Annotated in this window: 15 protein-coding genes; 2 read left to right on the top strand and 13 right to left on the bottom strand. The window is 43.6% G+C overall.

The features are described 5' to 3' along the window. Window positions 1-284: 284 nt before the first annotated feature. The 5 genes from JBO43_RS18265 to trhI all read right to left on the bottom strand — a co-directional run bounded on the left by JBO43_RS18265 (window position 285) and on the right by trhI (window position 5951). Entirely contained in the window at window positions 285-1346 is a 1062-nt protein-coding gene (locus JBO43_RS18265; RefSeq protein ID WP_202668498.1) for an ATP-binding protein, read from the bottom strand. Between the two features lie 56 nt (window positions 1347-1402). Continuing rightward, on the bottom strand, window positions 1403-2392 hold the full coding sequence (locus JBO43_RS18260) for a hypothetical protein (protein ID WP_202668497.1): 990 nt from the start codon (window positions 2390-2392) through the stop codon (window positions 1403-1405). A 61-nt stretch (window positions 2393-2453) separates the two neighbouring features. Continuing rightward, window positions 2454-2831, bottom strand: coding sequence for a hypothetical protein (locus JBO43_RS18255; RefSeq protein WP_202668496.1), 378 nt, complete (start codon window positions 2829-2831; stop codon window positions 2454-2456). A gap of 53 nt (window positions 2832-2884) precedes the next feature. Further along, window positions 2885-3775: a hypothetical protein gene (locus JBO43_RS18250; RefSeq protein WP_202668495.1), complete on the bottom strand. Its 891-nt coding sequence runs from the start codon at window positions 3773-3775 to the stop codon at window positions 2885-2887. Window positions 3776-4160: 385 nt separating this feature from the next. Next, window positions 4161-5951, bottom strand: coding sequence for an IncHI-type conjugal transfer helicase TrhI (gene trhI, locus JBO43_RS18245; protein ID WP_202668494.1), 1791 nt, complete (start codon window positions 5949-5951; stop codon window positions 4161-4163). Between the two features lie 175 nt (window positions 5952-6126). On the opposite strand from trhI, the gene JBO43_RS23045 reads away from it, so the two are divergent. Further along, the gene (locus JBO43_RS23045; RefSeq protein ID WP_237730113.1) at window positions 6127-6450 is read left to right on the top strand and encodes a hypothetical protein; all 324 of its coding nucleotides are present in this window, start codon (window positions 6127-6129) and stop codon (window positions 6448-6450) included. After that, window positions 6428-7000, top strand: a complete 573-nt coding sequence (locus JBO43_RS18240; RefSeq protein WP_237730112.1) for a hypothetical protein — start codon at window positions 6428-6430, stop codon at window positions 6998-7000. The genes JBO43_RS23045 and JBO43_RS18240 overlap by 23 nt, the downstream gene beginning before the upstream one ends. Before the next feature lie 36 nt (window positions 7001-7036). Here JBO43_RS18240 and traN read toward each other — a convergent pair whose 3' ends face one another. The 8 genes from traN to JBO43_RS18200 all read right to left on the bottom strand — a co-directional run bounded on the left by traN (window position 7037) and on the right by JBO43_RS18200 (window position 19649). Next, on the bottom strand, window positions 7037-10219 hold the full coding sequence (gene traN / locus JBO43_RS18235; RefSeq protein ID WP_202674800.1) for a conjugal transfer protein TraN: 3183 nt from the start codon (window positions 10217-10219) through the stop codon (window positions 7037-7039). 18 nt (window positions 10220-10237) lie between these two features. Continuing rightward, complete coding sequence (trhU, locus tag JBO43_RS18230; protein WP_202668492.1) at window positions 10238-11293, bottom strand: IncHI-type conjugal transfer protein TrhU; 1056 nt, start codon at window positions 11291-11293, stop codon at window positions 10238-10240. 144 nt (window positions 11294-11437) lie between these two features. After that, the gene (locus JBO43_RS18225) at window positions 11438-13030 is read right to left on the bottom strand and encodes a TrbC family F-type conjugative pilus assembly protein (RefSeq protein WP_331251902.1); all 1593 of its coding nucleotides are present in this window, start codon (window positions 13028-13030) and stop codon (window positions 11438-11440) included. Between the two features lie 22 nt (window positions 13031-13052). Continuing rightward, a complete protein-coding gene (gene lepB / locus JBO43_RS18220; protein WP_202668491.1) occupies window positions 13053-13565 on the bottom strand; it encodes a signal peptidase I in 513 nt (170 codons plus the stop codon). 237 nt (window positions 13566-13802) lie between these two features. After that, complete coding sequence (locus JBO43_RS18215; RefSeq protein ID WP_202668490.1) at window positions 13803-18107, bottom strand: hypothetical protein; 4305 nt, start codon at window positions 18105-18107, stop codon at window positions 13803-13805. A 114-nt stretch (window positions 18108-18221) separates the two neighbouring features. Then, window positions 18222-18794: a plasmid transfer protein gene (locus JBO43_RS18210; RefSeq protein ID WP_202668489.1), complete on the bottom strand. Its 573-nt coding sequence runs from the start codon at window positions 18792-18794 to the stop codon at window positions 18222-18224. After that, window positions 18782-19213: a hypothetical protein gene (locus tag JBO43_RS18205; RefSeq protein WP_202668488.1), complete on the bottom strand. Its 432-nt coding sequence runs from the start codon at window positions 19211-19213 to the stop codon at window positions 18782-18784. The genes JBO43_RS18210 and JBO43_RS18205 overlap by 13 nt, the downstream gene beginning before the upstream one ends. Beyond that, the gene (locus JBO43_RS18200) at window positions 19203-19649 is read right to left on the bottom strand and encodes a transfer repressor (protein ID WP_202668487.1); all 447 of its coding nucleotides are present in this window, start codon (window positions 19647-19649) and stop codon (window positions 19203-19205) included. Before JBO43_RS18200 ends, JBO43_RS18205 begins: the two co-directional genes overlap by 11 nt. Window positions 19650-20006 lie beyond the last annotated feature (357 nt).

Genomic DNA, 20006 nt, shown 5'->3' with positions numbered 1-20006 from the left:
TTCATTACCTAGTTCAGTAAGGAGTGAATCAAATTCGATAATACCCTGAGGCACATATCCTGCGTCAGAATATTCTTTAACCACATCAAAGATGTCCACTTTTAAGGGTTTCACTTCATAACAGGTTCTATCTGCATCCACCGGAGAAAGGAAAACAATTTCACCACCGTTTTCTGCAAAAACTATGAAAGTGCTACCATCAGAACTTAATAGATAATGGAATTTCAGATGTGATAAACTTTTTAATTCAAGTTTTGTTCTTGAATAACTTACCCCATCTATTGTTACTTTTTTGCGAGCAAATCCCCCATAGATGAATTCTTCACTTCGCCAAGGACCAAGTCTATGGCTTCTGTAACGAGTTCATTTGCATGGGGAGGCAAAGCTGCTGAAAACGAAATTTCAAAGGTCTTAAGCAGTGCCAGGTTTGATAACGTCAATGACGTTGCCACCCAGGTTACCAGTTGACGCAAATCCATCACGCAATCTTCAACGCCAATGTTATTCACCGAGACAGCCGTCGACACAAACTTCGAAACAACCGCTGCTGGCAGATGATTGAAACGTTGCATAAGAACACCAGTCAAAAACACTTCGTCAGGCCTTTCCATTTCAACGATCAGAAAACGCTTTATGAAAGCAGCATCCTGACGTTGTGAGGAAACAAAGCGACGAGCCCCACCATTCATGTTTGTGTTGGCTGTGCCCATGAAGCGAGTGAACTCGCTCGGATGAATTACCTCACCACCATTAGCACTCAGGGACCAAGGTTTGCGTTCGATTGGCATGTGCAATTTTGCCGCTGTATCAGGGTCGATCTTGTCAATTTCATCCAGCAGGATTAGATGACCATCACGAAAACCCTTAACCAGTTCACTCAATACAAATCCGGTATTACCGTCTATCAGACTACGCTCACCTTCGAGCTCATCAGCACGTATATTGCTGTTGATTTGCTTTATTGTAAGTGGCCAGTTCAACATATGACTGATGTACATCACCATTTCCGTTTTTCCTGACCCCGACTCCCCTTTTAGACAGAGGCTTAAATCCAGATTCGTCGTCACCAAAAGCTTTACTACCTGCTCAAGGATTCGTGGATTCGGGATATAGTCTTTATTTAGAGGGGCACGGTAAGGTGTCTGCTTTTTGAATACTGGCACAATCATTTTAGGGTCCATTTCCGGTATACCGAATAGATCAGTTGCATATACCAGATAGAAAAGCTCCTTTTTGTTACTGCGGTAAGGCTCGCGACATGCATCCGGAAGAAGTTCTTCAACAGGAACATTGGAAACCATTGCATCAGTATCTACTGCATTGATTGCTTTAGCGGTGTTATTCATCTTATTTCTCCAGATAAGCAAACACCGCACCCAGGCGAATGTTTGCCGGGGGCAAGTTAACGGAACGTCATCTGACAGGTTGTCAAAATCTGTTTTTTAACAGACGCAACGTCATAACCAAGATGGATTCCTATAATGTTAAATACATCTGACTTAATCCATTCTAATTCCGATTCGAAAACCGGATTAATGTGGACCCAGCCTTTAGCATCTCTTGTCGTGAGTTTATTAGCTACAACAAGGGTTTCAAATAAGTCCATTGCATCGGTGAAGGATTTTTTAAATAAAGTAACAAGTTCAGCGTCCGACCATTTCAGCGCCAGCTTTTTGCTGGAGTAAAAATAATCAGCATCAAAAAATGTTTCCCAGTCCGTACCATCAGAACAATCATGCAAAACCATGGTTGGATCTGTTTTATACAATTCGCTTTTCGTTTTCATCTCTTTATAGTCATGTGTTTCGTTATACAAGAAATTCCGAAGCTGGTGACGAAATTCAATTGGATCAATTCCGTTTACAGCACAGGCCATCTCGAAAACTTCAGACATATACCATTGTGTTTCCACTATAAGCATTGGATTCACGACTAATGAACCATCATCATCAACATTAAAGAGATTTTTGTTTTTAATCATAAACCGCAGATTTTCAAAAGACTCTTCCATTGCAGCGACATAAATAGCCACTACAGATTCAGTATTCCAGTTGAAAACTGCTGCACCTAATTCAGCATCATATTCAGGCATACGGAAAAGATAATCATTTTCTGTCGCACGAGGAATATAGTGAACGATTGCATCGTCAGGAAGTTTATTGATTATCCTGCTCAACTGACTAGAGTCAGATTCGGAGGAAGCTATAGAATCCGCTGGCAGATCGTAGATTTTGTTTACATTGCCATTAACGCATCCTAGATTTTCATCATAACCAAGAAGTTTCCCTGTTATGGCTATATGACTTTCTTCTTCATCATCATCGAAATTAAATAATGCGAAAAAGTCGAGCTGATTATCGCTACTCGAAGTGGATTTGAACTTTAGTCTCATGGGAGCTCCTGAAGGGAGTCATCCCATGAGGGATGTCTCCCCCACTGGGTAAGTTAATGTATCAAGTCTGTTTGAAGCTACTTGCGCTAAATCCCTTTGTTGGTTTCGGAATATGCGCTAATTTGCTGATGGCAGTCACCCGCATATAGTCAAGAGGTTGGTCTCTCCCAGCCAGCTGCACAGTGTCGACAACAAGATAGCCTGCGACCATCAACTCATCTCCGGACTGAACATTGTAAAAACATTCAGAATACAACTCAGGTGACACTTTGATTTGAATTGAATATTCTCTCTCAGTAATTTCACCATTAACTTCTGTTTTCATTCTGTTTTTCAGTTTGATAAGTAGCCCGGTGGAACAATCGGACACCTCTCGCTCTTTTGCACTTATTACAATGCCGGAAACTTTCACTTCATTTATATACTCAAGAAATGACATATTATCTCCTTACGGGCTTAAGAGAAGCCCACAAGGGTTTCCCCTTTTCAGGATTAGAAAAAGATTGTATTGATTACGAGAACCCCAACAAAAGTGGCTGCTGCCAATTTGCCGAGATTTTTAAACAGTCTGTCACTTCTGCTTTCTGTCTGTTGAGCAAAAAGCGGATGATCGGATGGCAACTGAATGATTTTCTGCTGCTCCTGTTTTTTCGCATCTTCTTTAAATTGGATCTCCCGTTTTGCGAGAAACTCCATTTTTGGCATTATTGCATTGTCCCAACCTGTCGGGCTGAAAACCGTCAACTCTGAGAAAGTGTGATCCTTCAACGAGTCTGGGAATCCGAGTTCGAACATTAACGGTCGGACAGCAGAATATAATTGGTCAACACCCTCATAATGTGCCTTTGTCGCATTATCAAATCTCTGGCGCAACAATAAAACGTCACGTTGAGAAATGATTTCGCAAAGCCAACTATTTAGTTGCGGACTACGAAGTTCATTGGATTTATCAAGTGAATACTCTAGGTTTTCAGCATCAAGAAATACTTCTAACCCAAAGCGAGAAAACTCTTTCACAACAAAACCCTTTAAGTCTTCAAGCTTTTTAAACATAGGTACGACTGGAGATTCCTTCAATAAATGCAAGGCCTCATCATAGCCAATTTTTTTGGCTGTGATATCAATCATACTCACATAAAAAAGCTGAGTATTTGCGGCAAGATTTGCCCCTAAGATAGACACTGGCTTCAGAGTTCGCAGTTCTATTGCAACCGGTTCCTCATCAGAAAGAATAACTAAAACATCATTATCTTTGTCTGAATGATTTAACAATACAGACTTCAGGTCATCTAATTTCTTTTCATTACCCGGCAATTCCAGTTCAGGAACGAGGGTACCGAAAACTTTGAGCAAAACATTGCTGCGAGCTTTATTTTTAGCCATTTGATTCACCTTAGATTTTTAGAAGGAAGAAATTTGAAAATTTCAACACAAAGGCAAAGCCTGTCATTCATCTCCCGTAAGCTATGAACCGCCTGATTTATACTTTCTGGCATTAAAAGTACGCAGCTAAATTAGCTCCTTGAGGGAGCTAATGAAGTTACGATTTGGTAAATAGGGTTGGCCTTATGACATGAGATATCGCACCTGCGAAAAGAAAAGTAACTTTTCCGCAGATGTCTAGCAGCCCTAAAAGGCTGGCCGCTTTTCACGGCATATTGGCGCTGGAGCGCAAACTAAATGTGTAGCAGGCGCTACATAAAATTTGAGAACAAAACTTGTTCCTTTTCTTTATAGCCTAATTATTAGAGCATGTAAATCGAAGTTGCTATATATTTTCTTGGCTTTTTTCCTGTGTATGATTAATGGCGGCAGCTTTAACTTTTTCTTCACCGCATTCATTCAGGAAGAATGATGGGGCACCGTACCACATTACATACAACTCCCGTTCAGCCCGAGTCATTCCAACGAACAGTAGTCTTCGTTCTTCTTCTATCGCCTCAGATCCAACTGAACGTTTACTGGGGATTTGGTCTGCGTTGCAACTCAATATAATGACCCTGGGCCATTCAAGGCCTTTTGACCCATGGAGAGTTGAGAGGACAACTTTATCTGGCGTGTATTCTTCATTTTTAAGCTTTGGACCAAGGCACATCGCCGCCGCTCTGTTTATCATGTTTTCCCAGCCGCTTTTTTCTGCCCACTGCTGGCATGTATCGAGTGCGATCCGACTTAGTGAAGGTGTTCCTTTATTTGTTTTCATTTTAATGGAGGCCATTTCCATCCATTTAACAAGATTACCGATACGGCGAGTGATTTCAGCTTTGTCGTGACTGTTCTCCATAAACCGCCTGAAATGAGTATGCAGTGTCCGGGATTCCGTACTGCTTTCTGCCGGAAGACTCACGTCACCAAAAGTTACTTTTCTCGATTTCATACGGTCGTGAACCTGGTCAAGAATTTGCTCATGCTCACCAAATAGCGCAAGCACACGCTTCATAAGACGCTTATCGCTGGCATGCCGGAAAAAAGCCATAAGGTGCAAAACATCGCTTGTTTCCTTTTCATCCCAAAATGATTTGCCACCGAACCGTATCACTGGCTGCGTAATGAAACTTTCTATCTGATCCAGATGTGCATTCCCACGGCTTAAGATGGCCCAGCCGTATGGGTCCTTTTCTATCAACTTCAGGACTGCCTGGATCTGATCCTCCATACTTACAAAGCTCTGAAAAGTGACTTTTCCTCCACCCTTTTTCGATGACCGCAAATCTTTTGCGTACCGATATACGTTTTTTGTTATTAACGCATCTGCTGTTGATAAGATTTCCGGCTCACAGCGGAAACACATGTTCAGGTAAAAAATGTTTGGGCGAAAATTTTTTTCAAACTGTTGAAATATTTTCACACCGCCGGAGGCCCGGAACGAATAAATTGCCTGATCATCATCTCCGACAATACTCGTATTCACACCAGCGCGAGTGTGCTGCGCAATCCAGGCATACTGGATAGAGTCCGTGTCCTGGACCTCATCTACGATAAGATGAGTCAAATCAAGCGGCCTCATCATCCCTGAATGCATCTGACTGACTACAAAACGGGATAACGCATTCAGGTCGGCAACATTATCCTTTTGGCATAGAGACTGGTAAACGTTAAAAAGGTGAATTTGCTGCCGAGTATGTCTCACAGAAATGATGTCCGGGTCCATTTCCCGACCAATGGCATCAATGGAAAATTCTGCCTCAGGGTACTTACATATGACACCGGCTTCTTTAATTGAGCGATGAATAACGGATCGTTGTGCAGAACTGATGAGCATCTTTCCGGGCCAGCCGACTGCATCCAGCTGCATTTTAACGAACCCATGAAACGTGTTAACCATCACCCTTTCGTACTGCTCAGCATTGAGCTTTTTTTTAAGCTTTTCTTCCAACGAATTAGTTGCAGCACGGGTAAAAGTTACCATGGCAATCCGGGCGTATGGGGATTTAGCGAGAATAGCCACCACTCCCTGAATCAGGGTAAACGATTTCCCACTGCCGGGGGCTGCAATGACCATATTATTTGCATTGATATTATCAATTATTTTTTTTTGTTCCGTCGTCGGACTGGCCATATCTTCCCCTTGTCATGCTGACTTAAAATTATACCTGTTGCAAACCTCTCAGTTTTTTGGTTGAAGCCCTCAACTTACGTTCATCTCTCCTTTTTGTGTTCAGGGGTTATTAGGTTTTCAATCTTGTGTGAAATAATAGGTTCATAAACCACTGAGACCCTAAAAGGAAAATTGAATGAAACTGAGCCGTAATCCTATTCTGGCTGCTGTTGCAGTTCTTGCCACAACCCTCACAGGCTGCTCCACGAATACGGGTAATACACCCGACACGGCGATGACAACTTCGGAGCACGGAGTTTACTGGAAATCCAATCCAGAAAATTCCATTGCTAAAAATGCTTACTCACTCGCTGGGGTTGATGTCTCATTTAAAGATGAAGCCGTGGCCCCCGGAAGCTCAGAAGAAGCTGGCCTCTCAAAGTATTTAATCAATGGCAATGGGGGCCGTAACAGGTGGGATCAAGGGTCTGAGTATCATGTCTTTGGCTTCACTCTATAGCACTGAGGACGCCGAATTCATTACGACTGAACAGTTTGTTGCCTTTGTGCCTAATCCAAATAATCTTCCTTTTGACGATGAATCTTTGGTAAAAGCCGGTGCTCGTACTACATTTGAATTTGTTAAAGACAGTGCATCCAATCGTGGTTTTGACGCTTCTAAGCGTATTGCAGCTGTGGATCAATGCAAAATCAACCGTTCGACGATGGCCAAGTTTGATGAATGCGTTTTAGCATCCAAACCTACCAAAGATATTGCATTTGATAATCGTTTATTCGAATTTCAGGCCATCCGTCCAGCTACCGGAAATGAACTCGCACAGTTAGGACTGAAAAAAGGGTCATACTCCGTCATCCGTTACGGCCTGATGCAAACAGACCTGGCGCAAACATCTAAAGGTTATAGCGGATTTATCATGCGTCCAAATGTTCCCTACACTACTCCGCAGCTTCCAGCAATTTCAATCAATGGTCAGGACTATTACTTGTTTAAAGGTACACTGGGGCAGAAAGGATTCCCTGAAAAAAAACTCACCAAAAAGTTTTGGTAAATTAGAAAGGGGCTTACGCCCCTTTTTTATTTGTATCTAGTATTTTGGTATTGTGCGACCGGTTACAGGGTCAACTGAGGTGGAGCCTACATCACAAATTGCTGGTCTTGGCAAATAGCTGCAATCCACATTCTTTTCAAGAATGGCCTGGGTATTTTCTTGCTTGGCTTTAATCATGTTATCTTCTGACCCCATAGCTTCTTTTGTGCGCTCAGTTGTTGATTGAGCGTTTTCATTTTTAAACGGTAGATTTCCCATTACAGAATCTTCCGTAAATGTAGCGTACTGATCAGGGACTTCACCCACCTGGACTGCGTCATTAATCCATTCTGTAAGGTCTATCTTATCGAAATCCAATTTCTGTATTTGTGTTATAGATAACCCGACACATTGTGATTTAAGGGGATCTATACCTAACTGAGGATATGCTTGTTGCATTATAACTCGGGAGAGCATTGAGTTATAACAACACATATCCGTTGCTTTTTTAACGCATTTTTTTGTAAAGCCAACATTTAAATATTTAACACATCGCTCAGTATCCAGTGTAAAACATGATTTCTGATTTTTATGGATTGATGCTTCCATTTCCTTTTGGTCACAAGCAAGAAGCATTTCAAGCAACATTTTAGTTACTTGGTATGCCGTATATATCCAACCAATTACGTTTAGAGCCAACATAAAATTAGTAACAGCCGTGGAGAAAACCGCATTCTGGGCCGTCGATTTAGCAGCATCAAAAACAAAGTCTCTAACAGCACCCGGCAAAAGGTCATAAGCTTTATTCATGGCCATTTGCTTAAGTTGACCTACGCCAAATGTTGTCATGGTATCTTGGGCTAATTGGCCCGTGCCAGCTGCTCCGCCTGATGCAGACCCGACTGTTCGTCCAAGGTTCCCTGCGACGTTCTCATAAACACTGGTTAAAGAGCTTGTTACGTTACTCCACATCTCACCAACAGTTTTTCCAGCTGACGCAGTCCATTCACCTACTGAATTCGCCATTGTTGACCAAGTCCCAGATTCCCCACCCGTCCAGCTTACTAGAGTTTGATTTACTCTTGTCCAGTTTGTATTCCTTATCATGCTTCCGGCAAGCATTATGGCCTCCATACTACCTGCCGTGCCCTGTGGCTTCTCACAGCAGTCTGTTTTTGCTAAGCCATTGACGAAGCCGACTGAACGTCCACACCACTCTTTCTTGCCCTCAAATACTGAGCAGGTACTGGGGTCATTTGGGTCCGTGCATTTAGCTTCACCCTGCATGTACTGAACCATATTCGAATACGCTACAACCTTACCGAAATCCTTATTTTCTTCCTTTGGCCCGGTTTCGCAGGTCCCACCTGAGCAAGGGATCATTCCTACACACGAGTTGGTCTCTGATTCTACTTCCCGGGTAACGTCGTGGCCTCTGTCGCAGGTATATTTCTGTTCGAACATGTAGCAAGAATTCGTTACCTCATCGAACCAACCTTCTGCACAGGTCTCCTTGTCCATTACACATGCAGCATCATTTTTGTAAACGCTGCATGCATCAGGCCTATTTTTAATATCGTCATAGTTATAGCATAGGTCATTTCCTTTCTCGTCTTTCATGATCTTGCCACTAGCATCATACGAGCAGATTTTATCCTCCGCTAAAGGGTCACAGAAATATCCTTCAAGGTTTGTTTTCCAAGTAATGTATCCTTTATCGCCTTCGTAGAGTGGTTTTGCCAGGTCGAGAACATTATTAGGAAGACGCTTTGTCCCAATATCCAAGTCTTTAAATCTATCAAATCGACAAAATGAGTTACTAGTTTTAACTGCGTCATAGCAACCTGATGGTTCTTGGATATGATTATCTTTAATGTCGCCATCAGCAAACCTGAGTTCGACATGAAAGAACCCGTCTCCACTTCCTCCAACCCATACTCTTGATGCCATTTCGACTTCGCGGGTTGAGCTAGATGCAAGTATGTCATTTAATTTATTCGTAATATCAATTGGTGAACTTAAAGCATTATACTCTGATAACTCCCAATTCAGTTTAGGTTCTAAATAGTCTTCATCCCGAAAGGCACCATCGATATGGGCAAAAATTTGCTTACCGTCCATAGTGACACGCATACTGTCATCCCAGGTCGCCTCAATGATTTTTGCAGAAACTACTTTTGCTTGCTTTGAGAACTTCATTACCAATGAATTATCATGAATGCCATCTTTCCAATAATCTTCACCACGCTTACCAAACCAAACGCGTATACAGTTATTCCCACATACAGTCAAATCTCCGTTGCCGCCTGATATATACACTGGCACAGTAAAGTCACGTGTTATTGTGCAGCTATTGAAATTATCTTTTTTTGGGGAGCTACAATAATACTCTTTGTAATCTGGGTAATGAGTTCTGATCGTACTTTTCTTTGATTCTGTATTGCAGTTCTGTAGCCAGTTTCCTGTACCGCCTACCGCATTACCTATTTCATTGCGACCGGCATTAAACATTGGGTCATTCGGCCTTACATTTGGTGCAGGGTTATCATTGTTACCGTTTACCAATGTACGGTAAGCAACACCGTCATAGCTTTGCGCATCAAACAACTGGCTTTTTCGATTTTTTATATCGCTGATAAAGCCGTCTTCATCCCCATAGCGCCCACCCGCATTAAATTTTACATCTTTGTGTTTCTGTTCAGAGCTGAATATCTCTCCGGTATTGGTTTTTGTCCCCGGCGTCGTATTCGTGTTCGTGCCTATCTTGATTTGGCCATCAGCCGCACGCGTAAGCGTCTTACCGCCATCTTTTGTGTAATTTGAGTTCAGGGTGCCGCCTGACATACTGGGGAGCGTTACGGACTTGCCAATCGACTTCCCATCGGATGCAGCGTTCCCTAAAATACTTTCGTTGGAGTTCGTGGCGCCATATTTCCCGACATTCAGATTAGGGGACTCACCTTTCCCCGCATATTTTCCTGAGATTGTGCCGCTGAGATCATTACCAGGATCAGCGTTCTTATATTTTTCAACAATGTCCTTCGCGCTGGTACTGGCGTTCCGGTTAGCATTAGGGTTCGCCAGATCGAAGTTATTCTCAAGCTGGTCAAATATTTGGTCAGCCGCGTAGATACGCGGCGTCATTACCATGTTTATAAGCGTGACATAAAATGCCCAACTCATAGTATTAGTAATTAGTGTTATAATTAATGTTGAAGCTATTATATTTATACGTTTCAAAGAATAACCCCATCATTATCAAGCACCTGGAACCCAACGAACACAACAATCATTGTATCTCCATAGCATGTAAACGTAATTGTCAATGCCTATTTTCTTCCTTCCGCCCTTTAAAGTTGACCAATCATGTAATGAATCACCTAATCGGTGACAACAGTTAGGCCCATTGGCTTCTGGCGTAGGGTAAAGCATGGATAATCTGTATTGCGAGCGAGGAGTAAAATACTCCCAGGACTTCTTACACATCGCATCAGCCCCCATCGTTCGCATAAGCATCCCGGAGCGGTGAAGTTTAGTAAGAAGTCTCTGGGTGATGAGCGAACTGGTTCTGACCGCGTCATCGTTGGCATAAATGTGCCCGGTGAGTGGATAGAGATTCCCGTCGCAACCGGCACAAAAATACGCGGCCAAATTATCCTTCCCTGCTGTCACTGCTACGCAGTCAGCGGCACATACCATTGAGGCTATGGGGTTTGCAAAGACAACTGCCTCTGGGTTTAGTACGAGCGTCAGAAGGTCACTTTCCCACATTGGATCAACCTCGCTAATGTATGTCAGGCTCGCATCAACGTACGGCTCAGCAGTGCATTCCCCAATAATGAGAAGTTTCAGCATCGTCATAATCGGGAATTCCCATAAATGCACGTCGTAAAAGCCCGCCTCATTGGCCGTCATCGGCTGATTCGTGTTACTTTTACCGATATCAAATTGGGACTTCTGTAACATGGTTCCTTCAAGGAATGGGCTGCACCATGGGCTTTTAACTACCTCAACTATCTTTACGGGCTGGAAAAAGCTTAACTGCCAACCGACCTCCGGCACCCCATTCTGGTCAGTGCAATAGCAACCGGGCCGAGAGGGAGCTGCGCCTTCTGGTGCATCACCGATCCCCATAATTCGCATTGGAAATATACAGCTCCAACATATGTTTTTGACCAGACCCTGCCATACGCCAGCAGACTGACACATCGCGCCCGGGACTCCTGTACCGGCAGCTGAGGCTAATGCTGGCAGAGACAGCGACAAAATAATCGCAACGAGGATTTCTAAAAGTAACTTTTTTAGTTTCAGCACCGGCATGCTCTCTAAGAATTGAAAAAGGTCATTCCGCTTTCTACATAAGCCATGACCTTACTGAAGGCCATCCGCATCTGGTCGGGGTAAGTTAATGTCAACCACGTTGCCAATATGGCTCCTAAGATAAATCCCAGTTTCATTTTAGTTACCCACCCCTATCTGTTGATTGCCAATCCCACGAACTTCAGCCTCTGAGAACTGAGTTACACGGAACCTCTCAGGTTCTGTTGTTACCAGAGCAGGAGTGTTTTTAATCTGGAATCGATTAATGATCTGCTCGTTAACCTTGAATACTTTTCCATTAAATTTTTCCCGGAGGTCATTGAGATTATCCCATCCATTTTCCTGACCAATCCGGGTGAACATAGGCATGACCTGGCCGCTGCCCAATCGGGCCTTATATTGTTTCTCTGCCCATTCAAGCTGACCTAGATTTTGTGGGTCGAAGATAATCATTGTTAAATTTTGAGGGAATCTGGAAAGAGGATTGATGAGCTCTCCTGCGGTGGCGATCACCCGGCCCTGCTTGTCTTTTACGTCTTGAGTGACCCTGACAGTCGGGTCAATAAGCCATTCTTTATGCTCAGGCGCCGGTGGTAAATTAATCATCCACTGATTTTTCCAAGTGTCTGCTATTGCTCTTTTCTTTGCGCCTTCCCAGTCATATTTTTGGGACCGCTCTTCGAGCTCTTCAATGATGCTCTTTTCTTCGACCGGATAGGTTGGCCCTGCAACAGGGAATAAATCCTTCCCCGGTTTATTTTTAACTTCTTGCTTGAAGTAATCGACGTTAAATGACCCAACCATTTTTGCAAATCGATTTTCTTCGCGAGAAATAATAGTTGGCACTTGGTTGATCTGATACTGACTGAAACTATCGGGATCTATTGTAACCAGTGGCGATTCAATTTTTGCCTTTACAAGAACCTGATTGATTGCTGCCTGTGTTTCTGTTATTCGGGTTGTACCTTTTTTTAAGCCATTAAAAACGACTCGCGCTTTTTTTTCACTTGCTGTTTTTAACAAATCCTCAAGGACGTTATCAGGCAGACTGAATGATGCGAAAATCGTTATGCCCGTTTCTGTAGTCAACACTTCATTGCGGCCCTGCTCTATCTTATTTTCCCAGTCCGATGCGGTTATCCCTGAAGTGCCAAAAAGTTTCTCAATATTCCGTGATTGAGATTTCATTGCCTGCGGTTTGTCCTGCACAGCTGTCAACGCTGAGTCCTGTAATGAAGTGTCTTGCTGTATTTGGTCCCGACGTTGAATAATCTCGCTTACAGCTTCTGACTGGCTGCATTCATTTCGGAGATCCTGAGTATGATTGATAACTGCCTGCACACTGTCTGCATTCATTGAGGGGACATAGCCTCGGTTTACGCCCTGGTTGATATCCGCATTTTTCTTTAGTTCTTCTGCCTGCTGTATATAACGATCTACGGCAGCTGGTTTAAGTTGACCTACAGAAGCGGGCACATTTCCTTCTGCTCCCTGTTGATTCACCTGCGCTTGATTGGCTATGCGTTCGGCTTCTTGTGAGTATCGGCCATCAGGCATCGACGATGCCAAGACCTGACCCTGCTGAGCTGTCACCCCGTTGCCGTTGCCGTTGCCCGATAATTTTAAATTCAACGCTGCTGACTGATTCAGTATGGATTCAGCATCATTCTGGTAATTCGAATTTGCACAAGCCGAACCCGCGAGAAATGTCATTATGAATGCAGTAGTCACTACATTTTTCCGTGGCCCACGATTAAAAAATTGCATATGTTTTCCCAATAACAGAAGTCAATTTTACTGGACCCCAAAACCGGGAATCCCATGAGTGGTCTGTCTGTCCCACAAGGAAAACCTCTCCTTCCGGAATCACAATTTCTTTCTCAATTTGTTCTGGTCTAATTTTGTATTTATTTGAGATCCTTTCTGCATTAGCCTTATAGAACCGCTTTCCATTTCTTACGCCATGCATTGAAATTTGAAGTTTGTCACCACCTACTCCGGCGACTATTTTTATCACTCGCTCACCCTTATCAATAAACCGGACGGATTTTGGCATATTGAATGCGATCAGCTGCCCTTTTCTGACGGCTTTATCGCTATGGTCAATCATGTAAAAATCAGCAGGAAGGCATCCATAAAGGAGCCCATATCCAAATGAGAAGCGCCAAAAGAATGCTGCCATGATCAGCAGAAGTATCCCGATATTGACCGGAGAGTACCAATCTAAGGCCAATACACCATGTTTACCCGGGATAAAAGATTTCATAGTTTCCTTTTGAAAAAACTCTGAATTTAGCGTTGCAATTAGATAGCTCCATTATCACCTTTTACGCAGCCGGAATTTTTCATTACAACCCCCTATTTATCCCCCGTTCTCGTTTGAGTTTTGACTAATTATGTTGCTGCCTTTTGTTTATCAAAATCGAACTCAGGCGTAAAAAGTTACTTTCCCCAGAAATAAAAAACCCGAGCTATCGCCCGGGTTCATATTACTGATGCCTTTTTATTCCGCAGACAGCTCTGGTTCTTTAGATGCTGGTTTTTCTTGTTCCTCTGGACCATACACGGTCAAATGCTGCGTTACGGAATCGCCGCTGTCATCGTATGCAACAACCCGCAAATCTTGTTTACCTCGATTCAGATTTTTGGAAAGCGTTGCTGAGCTACCGTAAACGTTGCGCAGTTCGTTATTAATAAACCATTCATAGCGGGCAATTTTTCCATCTTGGTCCTCACATTTATTTGTGAAGTTCCAGCTCAGGTTAGTTTCTGTGTAATTAAGTGAACACACAGGCACCGCATTTTTTACGACATCAAAGTCAACGCTGGCTGATCCTCTTTGCCCCTGCTGGCTGACGACCTCTACCGTTACCTTATACTTATTCTCCTTTAAGCCCGGAATAAGCTGAGCCCAGTAATTCTTACTTCCTTCAACAGGAACGCCATTCACCTTGTAAGTCACGGTATCAATTTTATCAGCTGAGTGAGAAAGCTTAATATTGGACCGCAATGTGACGTCGAGAGGGGAACGCATAAACTTATTTGAGAATTTTGGCGTCATTTCAACTTTCATCGGTGCCGGTTCGTCCACGACAAAGGTGTTTTCGATGCGCTGCTCATTGTTACGGTTATCCTTGAATACCAAGACAAGCGTATATTTCCCCGGTTTAGTTATAGCAAAATCTTTAACGTCACCATCATCTTTGGTCAGTACCAGATCCGCATTATCGTAGATCCACTCACGCGAGTATGTAACGCCCGGGTAATCGTTATCATCTGCTCCGGACAACGACACATGTAAGTTTGTTGGCGACATCGCGTATTTAAGCTTCGTGTTCAGCTTGATTTCAGGGAACTTGTAAACCCACGACTTGATCGACACTCTGCGAGTCGAAACGGTTTTTTCCTTGTTATCCGTCAGCCAGGCACTGTACTCAAATGCAGCATACCCTTGTTTATCGAGCATCGCCTCAGTCAGAGTGATCGAAAGATTTGGTCCACTAATAGTCTGGCCATCAGGCGTTTTCCACTCTTCAGTAACTTTGTCTCCGTTTTGCAGGCGGCTATTCGGATTAGTGAATTTACCAACCAAAGTTACTTTTTCGCCAACCTCTGTTTTAGAAGATCCACTGGTTGACACTGACAGGCGCTTCGGTTTTTCTGCTGACAATTTAGCCGAAGTTTCTTTCCAAGAAGACCCCTCTGCTAGTTCATCAGAATCAAGGTAGCGCATCCTAGCGTAGATAGTAGTTGGGAGCGAATCACTACTGGCTACGGTATAGGTCGGCCCGCCTTGGGTCCAGTTAACCTTATCCTCTGACCACAGGACTTCTGCCGTACCTTCTGGGATGGGCTCCTCATTGTCCATTAGCGCCACAGGCACATCACTTCCTTCCAGCGTATCGGTTACGTCGATGCTGAGCTTCGGCTCCTTGTAAGTCACCACAGTCAGAATATCGGTATAGGACTCTTTGGCTGTGAACTTATTGGTCATTTTTGCGCGATACTGCCATTTGCCCACAACGGTTTTTCGGATGTTAACGCTACGCTTGGCCTTCATATCTTCAAGTGATTGCCAGGTTTCGCCATTGTCCGCAGAAGACTGCCACTCCGTTGGTGCAAGTGCGTCTGCGTTAGCCGTGCTCTTGGTCTTAAAGGACACCAGTGTACTAAGTGGAATCCTGCCAATGATAAGGCTCTTCGACAAGTTTCCTTCCAGTTCCTCACCCTTGAAAACCCTGATACCAATTGCGCTGGACTCGCGCTTCATTACAAAATCTGCGAATGGAGAACGGACCTGTGCAACGGCAACCAGACGAATATTCCCCAGATCCATATTCTCAATTTTTATGGAGGTTTTGACCTCACCGGAATCGTTGACTGGCAATGGCCCGGTGAGCGGCGTCCTTTCATAGGTTGTTTTGTAGCGGCCCGATACAGGGTCCTTTCCGTACACACTTTTCTGCGAATAAATGGTTACATCCCAGTCACCCATATTGACGCGGTCGAATGTGCTTTTACGGGTCGCATTGGAGTACCGCCCAAGGTTTACTGTGATCGGCAAATCCATCGTTGTCGCAATTTTCTTGTCATCGATAGTCATAGCCGCCCTGATATTAAAATCAGGCACTGTATAGATGTTAAGAGTATCCTTCGTCCGGAGCTCAGGATCTTTGGTGTAGACCACATCGATATCCATCACATTTTTGGTCCACAGCGGCGCAGCTGCCACTTTTATTCGCTGAGTGAACGTTGTGGAATCGCTGCTTGAAGATCGGTTTTTATATGCTGTTTTGACCGCCGTACCGCCGTTCTGTGAGATGGAAATGCCGATGTCGGCAGGCACTACTTTTGCCAGAATTCTTGCAGCCTCTCCACCTGTCGTGTACACCAACGCGGTATTGGCGTTAATCCCGGCCATCATCTTACTTTTCTTGTAAGTTATGATTGGGTTGTACGGCAGGTGTGTATTGAGGACAAAACGGTTTCTGGTAGAGATGGCTTTAGAACCTTTCCCGTTTACCATTAGTACGTAGTAATCAAGCAGGTTTTCACCCGTCTTGTTAAAGAAACCTGTAAGACCTGGCGTCCGTCCTTTGAAGTAGAACTCCATGCCATCCGGCACATTGTTCCACTGCGGGAAACAGGCAGTCACTTCGGATTTTTCACCATACCAGGACAAATAGGCGAGCGCGTTTTCTTCAGTGGTGAACAACGTACATTTATCCCCCGCCGTTTGACTAAGCAGCTCCGTATACTGCCTTACTCTTGAGTAAAGCCTTAGATCTTTCTTCTCCAGGCCTTTCATGGTGAACCCTGTCGGCTGGTAGGTGAAAACCGAGCTAGAACTGACGTTCTTACCATACAAGTTTTCGGCCATTACGGAAATTTCATGGTCTTCATTGACGGTCAGGTCATCACCGGCAGGCAGGTAGTAGATACCTTTAATGTTTGTCGGGGTCAGCGTGACGGCTTTATTATCAATGGTAACCATTTTAATATCGGCAACCCCAGCCTGCCCCTGATACGCCGCAACAATTATTTCATTCAGGAAATAAACTGGCTCCCTTTTGCCAAGCGTTTTACCGTCCTTAAGCACCATAAGCGTTGGGTCATCAGACAACATGAGTTTGCTTTCAGGCTCATCATATTTTGAGTTGTTCTTACTTTTGTTCTCAAGAGTGAAGCTGGCTGCATAAGATCCGTTGATCAGGTCCGTAAGGTCGAATATGTATAAATACTCATCACCAACCCGCTGCGGCCCACTTACTGGTTGAAGGGTACGGCGAATAGGTGTTGCCCATGACTGTTTGAAGTCAATGACAGAGCCGTCATCCAAAGTAACTTTTGTGACTGGTTTAAATACACCATCCGGGACCAGATCTAAGCTCATCGTTGTCGGAAGCCACCATTCCCCTTCTTCTCCCTGCTGAGGAACCTTTACCGCCACCGCCACAGATTTCGAACCGGTATAGATGTCCTTACCGCCAACATTGATAATCCGGGCCTCATCTGTGAGATTCCACAATGTATGGTCAACAACCGGTGGACGGTAGTCCCAGTTCAGCGTGATTGGGAAACTGGATGGAGGAGCAAAATAGTTGTTTTTGGAGTTTGATGTAATTGAAATCGTTCTCGTACCCTGGAGTACATCAGAATCGCTGAATTTGACACCTCCCACTTCAATGGTACAAGAGGAAGCGCCCAGCGGTACTTCGCAGGCGGCCCCATTGCCGATTGAAACATACTGGACAAAGTTACGTGGCTCGACCGTAACGGAGATGTCCTTGATAGCTTCATCTTTTATGTACGAGTAAATGTTATTGCCGTCCAGGACCTTACCGTTAACCGTGGACTTTACGCCCAGAATGACTGGTTTTATAGGAACAACGGCATTAATCACATATTCACTTTTTAGTATTTCGACTTGCTTTCGCTCGGAACCTGAAAAGTACGAAACGCGGTAAGGCAGCTTCAGCTCGCCTGATACTTTCGAGATACCTGAAAGCGCAAATCCATTTGAGGTTAGCCCATAGGTATTTGGAAGCCATTCAAAAAAACATGCCAAGTTATCTACCGTTGAAATTGCTCGGTCGTCAACAGTCACATTACAAGCCGTCCCTTTTCCGGTTGCAGTAATGGTGTTGTTATTGACGAATGCAACGAAAGCCCCAGGCCCAGCGTCAAAAGCAAGTTCTGGAACTTCTGCTTTTAGCTTACCGGAAATCATAATGGCTTCAGCGTGGGCCATTTTTAGAGGCGCAAGTAACGATAACAACAGAGTTAACCCAACTCCTGATCTTCTCATGATGAATTCCTGTAGATTAGCGCAGAATTTTCGTAACATTACGCTAAAGAATTCGATCGATTCGAAGTTATAGGCCATTAAATTTATGCAATTTTTCGTAAAAGGGAATAGGATTTAAGCTGAAGGCTGCTTTGATTCAGATAGGCGCAACGCTGTAATAATAGATTCTGAATTCATCCATGGCATTTTTAGGGTGAGAAACCCCAGAAGGAACATACCTGTATTCAGACAATCCATTTGGTTAATCGGTAGGGAGTGCATGATCCGTGGAAAATTACTTTCTTTAAGAGGTATGACGCCTGCACTCAGGTATAGTCCTTCTCCCTGATTGTGCGCAATAGTAAGATTCTTATACGCAGTGTGAGTTCGGTGAGTGGTCTTTCTGTTCCGAAATTCAACAACAGGCTTGATACGCAAAAAAACAGAGGTTAACGCTAACACCTCATTTTGTGATAATTTAAAGAAAATACTATTTGCTGAATTCCAGTCGTATTCTCTTGGGTCTTTTGATGGAGCAACCTCAAGACTCAGAAAATAGTTGTCATAAGAAGAAATATATTCAGTTCGGCTTACACCCTGTTCCGCTGAGGTATTTATCTCGAAAGCAAGCGCGCACTTTTTCCCAAACAACTTGGTCTTGTGCTTTAGAGGATGCACCAGCACATCGTTTAGAATCACTTCACCCATTGATACACCCAAACTCCCGGCAGAGCTTCATCAGTTTGCAAATTCTTTAGATTGGAAATCACAAGTGCACCAGCCGCTTTACTTAGATTTAGTGAATAAACTCCAGTCCTGACTTCCCTGCTCTCGTCAGGAATGAGACCGGTACACTTCAGGTCAGCTTTCTCAATAGCGACTTTAGTGGAAAAAGTTACTTTTGATTGAATGCCATTAACCTGTAATCCGTCATTGCCAGTAACCTTAACTTTTAGGGACGACGCTTCCTTATCGCATGCATTAAAAACTCCAGATGACTCTAAACGCTTTGCGGTGAAATCGTTAAGGTCAGGCACAATCGACGCTGGCTTTAGCAAAATCGCGCTGATCGCAGCTGCACAACTGACTAAAGCAACAAGGCCGGTTTTCTTAACTTTACTCGTCAAGATCTTCTCCTAGCAGGTGTAATGCGCTTACGCACATCATCTTTAACTGGTGCAGTAAGTTATCTATGGTAGTTCCACCGACAAATGTCACAGTTCGTGTTATTGAAGCTCCACCCGGTTCGCACTGTATGTACCCCATTCCCGAATATCTGAGGAAAGTGTCCTCTGCCTTAACGCGCTCAAAATCAACCGGCGGAATGATCACCTCAATGAGAATTGTATCAACAGGTGCCCATGACCAATCGAAGTTAAGGTCCGAAATTGGTGAGATAGCCACATGTAGTTCATCAATATTAAAGGTAATCGGCGCAATGCCTGAAGTTTCTGGATGTACGAAAGGGCTAGCGATGGGAACAATGGGTAACTCCGAGATCTCAAGAACTTCGAGTAACTGATCTCGCCTCAAACCGTGCAAAAGAGAATTTCGAGTTAACATGTTTCCGACCTTTGTTCTAGTTATCAGCAGGTTACTCAATCTTAATGGTAACCTAAGGATTTTGAATACAGCCTAAGCTCTGGATTAATATTTTTACTTAACTAAATTTAACAAAGCATCTATTGCATGAAGAAAACTGCATTCAAAATGCACTTTAGCAGACATGTTTATATTACATTTTATTACTATCAATTATCTAGCTTTACGTTTTACTTTGATCGCATTTTCAAAGTAAAAAAACCTATAAGATAAAAACAATAAAAATGGGCACTTAACTGAATATAGCATCAAAAATGCCAGCTTGTAAGCTGGCATTTTGTAGTGTCACAGCAAGATTCTATAACCTTTCCAGAAGTT

The sequence above is a fragment of the Lelliottia jeotgali genome, assembly GCF_016771845.1.
Classification (GTDB): Bacteria; Pseudomonadota; Gammaproteobacteria; order Enterobacterales; family Enterobacteriaceae; genus Enterobacter; species Enterobacter jeotgali.
This window is presented reverse-complemented; position numbering and strand designations above follow the sequence as displayed.

Bases quoted from the DNA above. Each gene is read 5' to 3' on its own strand.
- JBO43_RS18210 (WP_202668489.1), bottom strand. From the start codon at position 18,794: ATGGGTGAAGTGATTCTAAACGATGTGCTGGTGCATCCTCTAAAGCAC.
- JBO43_RS18250 (WP_202668495.1), bottom strand. From the start codon at position 3,775: ATGGCTAAAAATAAAGCTCGCAGCAATGTTTTGCTCAAAGTTTTCGGT.
- JBO43_RS23045 (WP_237730113.1), top strand. From the start codon at position 6,127: ATGAAACTGAGCCGTAATCCTATTCTGGCTGCTGTTGCAGTTCTTGCC.
- JBO43_RS18265 (WP_202668498.1), bottom strand. From the start codon at position 1,346: ATGAATAACACCGCTAAAGCAATCAATGCAGTAGATACTGATGCAATG.
- JBO43_RS18260 (WP_202668497.1), bottom strand. From the start codon at position 2,392: ATGAGACTAAAGTTCAAATCCACTTCGAGTAGCGATAATCAGCTCGAC.
- lepB (WP_202668491.1), bottom strand. From the start codon at position 13,565: ATGAAATCTTTTATCCCGGGTAAACATGGTGTATTGGCCTTAGATTGG.
- JBO43_RS18255 (WP_202668496.1), bottom strand. From the start codon at position 2,831: ATGTCATTTCTTGAGTATATAAATGAAGTGAAAGTTTCCGGCATTGTA.
- JBO43_RS18215 (WP_202668490.1), bottom strand. From the start codon at position 18,107: ATGAGAAGATCAGGAGTTGGGTTAACTCTGTTGTTATCGTTACTTGCG.
- trhI (WP_202668494.1), bottom strand. From the start codon at position 5,951: ATGGCCAGTCCGACGACGGAACAAAAAAAAATAATTGATAATATCAAT.
- JBO43_RS18200 (WP_202668487.1), bottom strand. From the start codon at position 19,649: ATGTTAACTCGAAATTCTCTTTTGCACGGTTTGAGGCGAGATCAGTTA.
- JBO43_RS18240 (WP_237730112.1), top strand. From the start codon at position 6,428: ATGTCTTTGGCTTCACTCTATAGCACTGAGGACGCCGAATTCATTACG.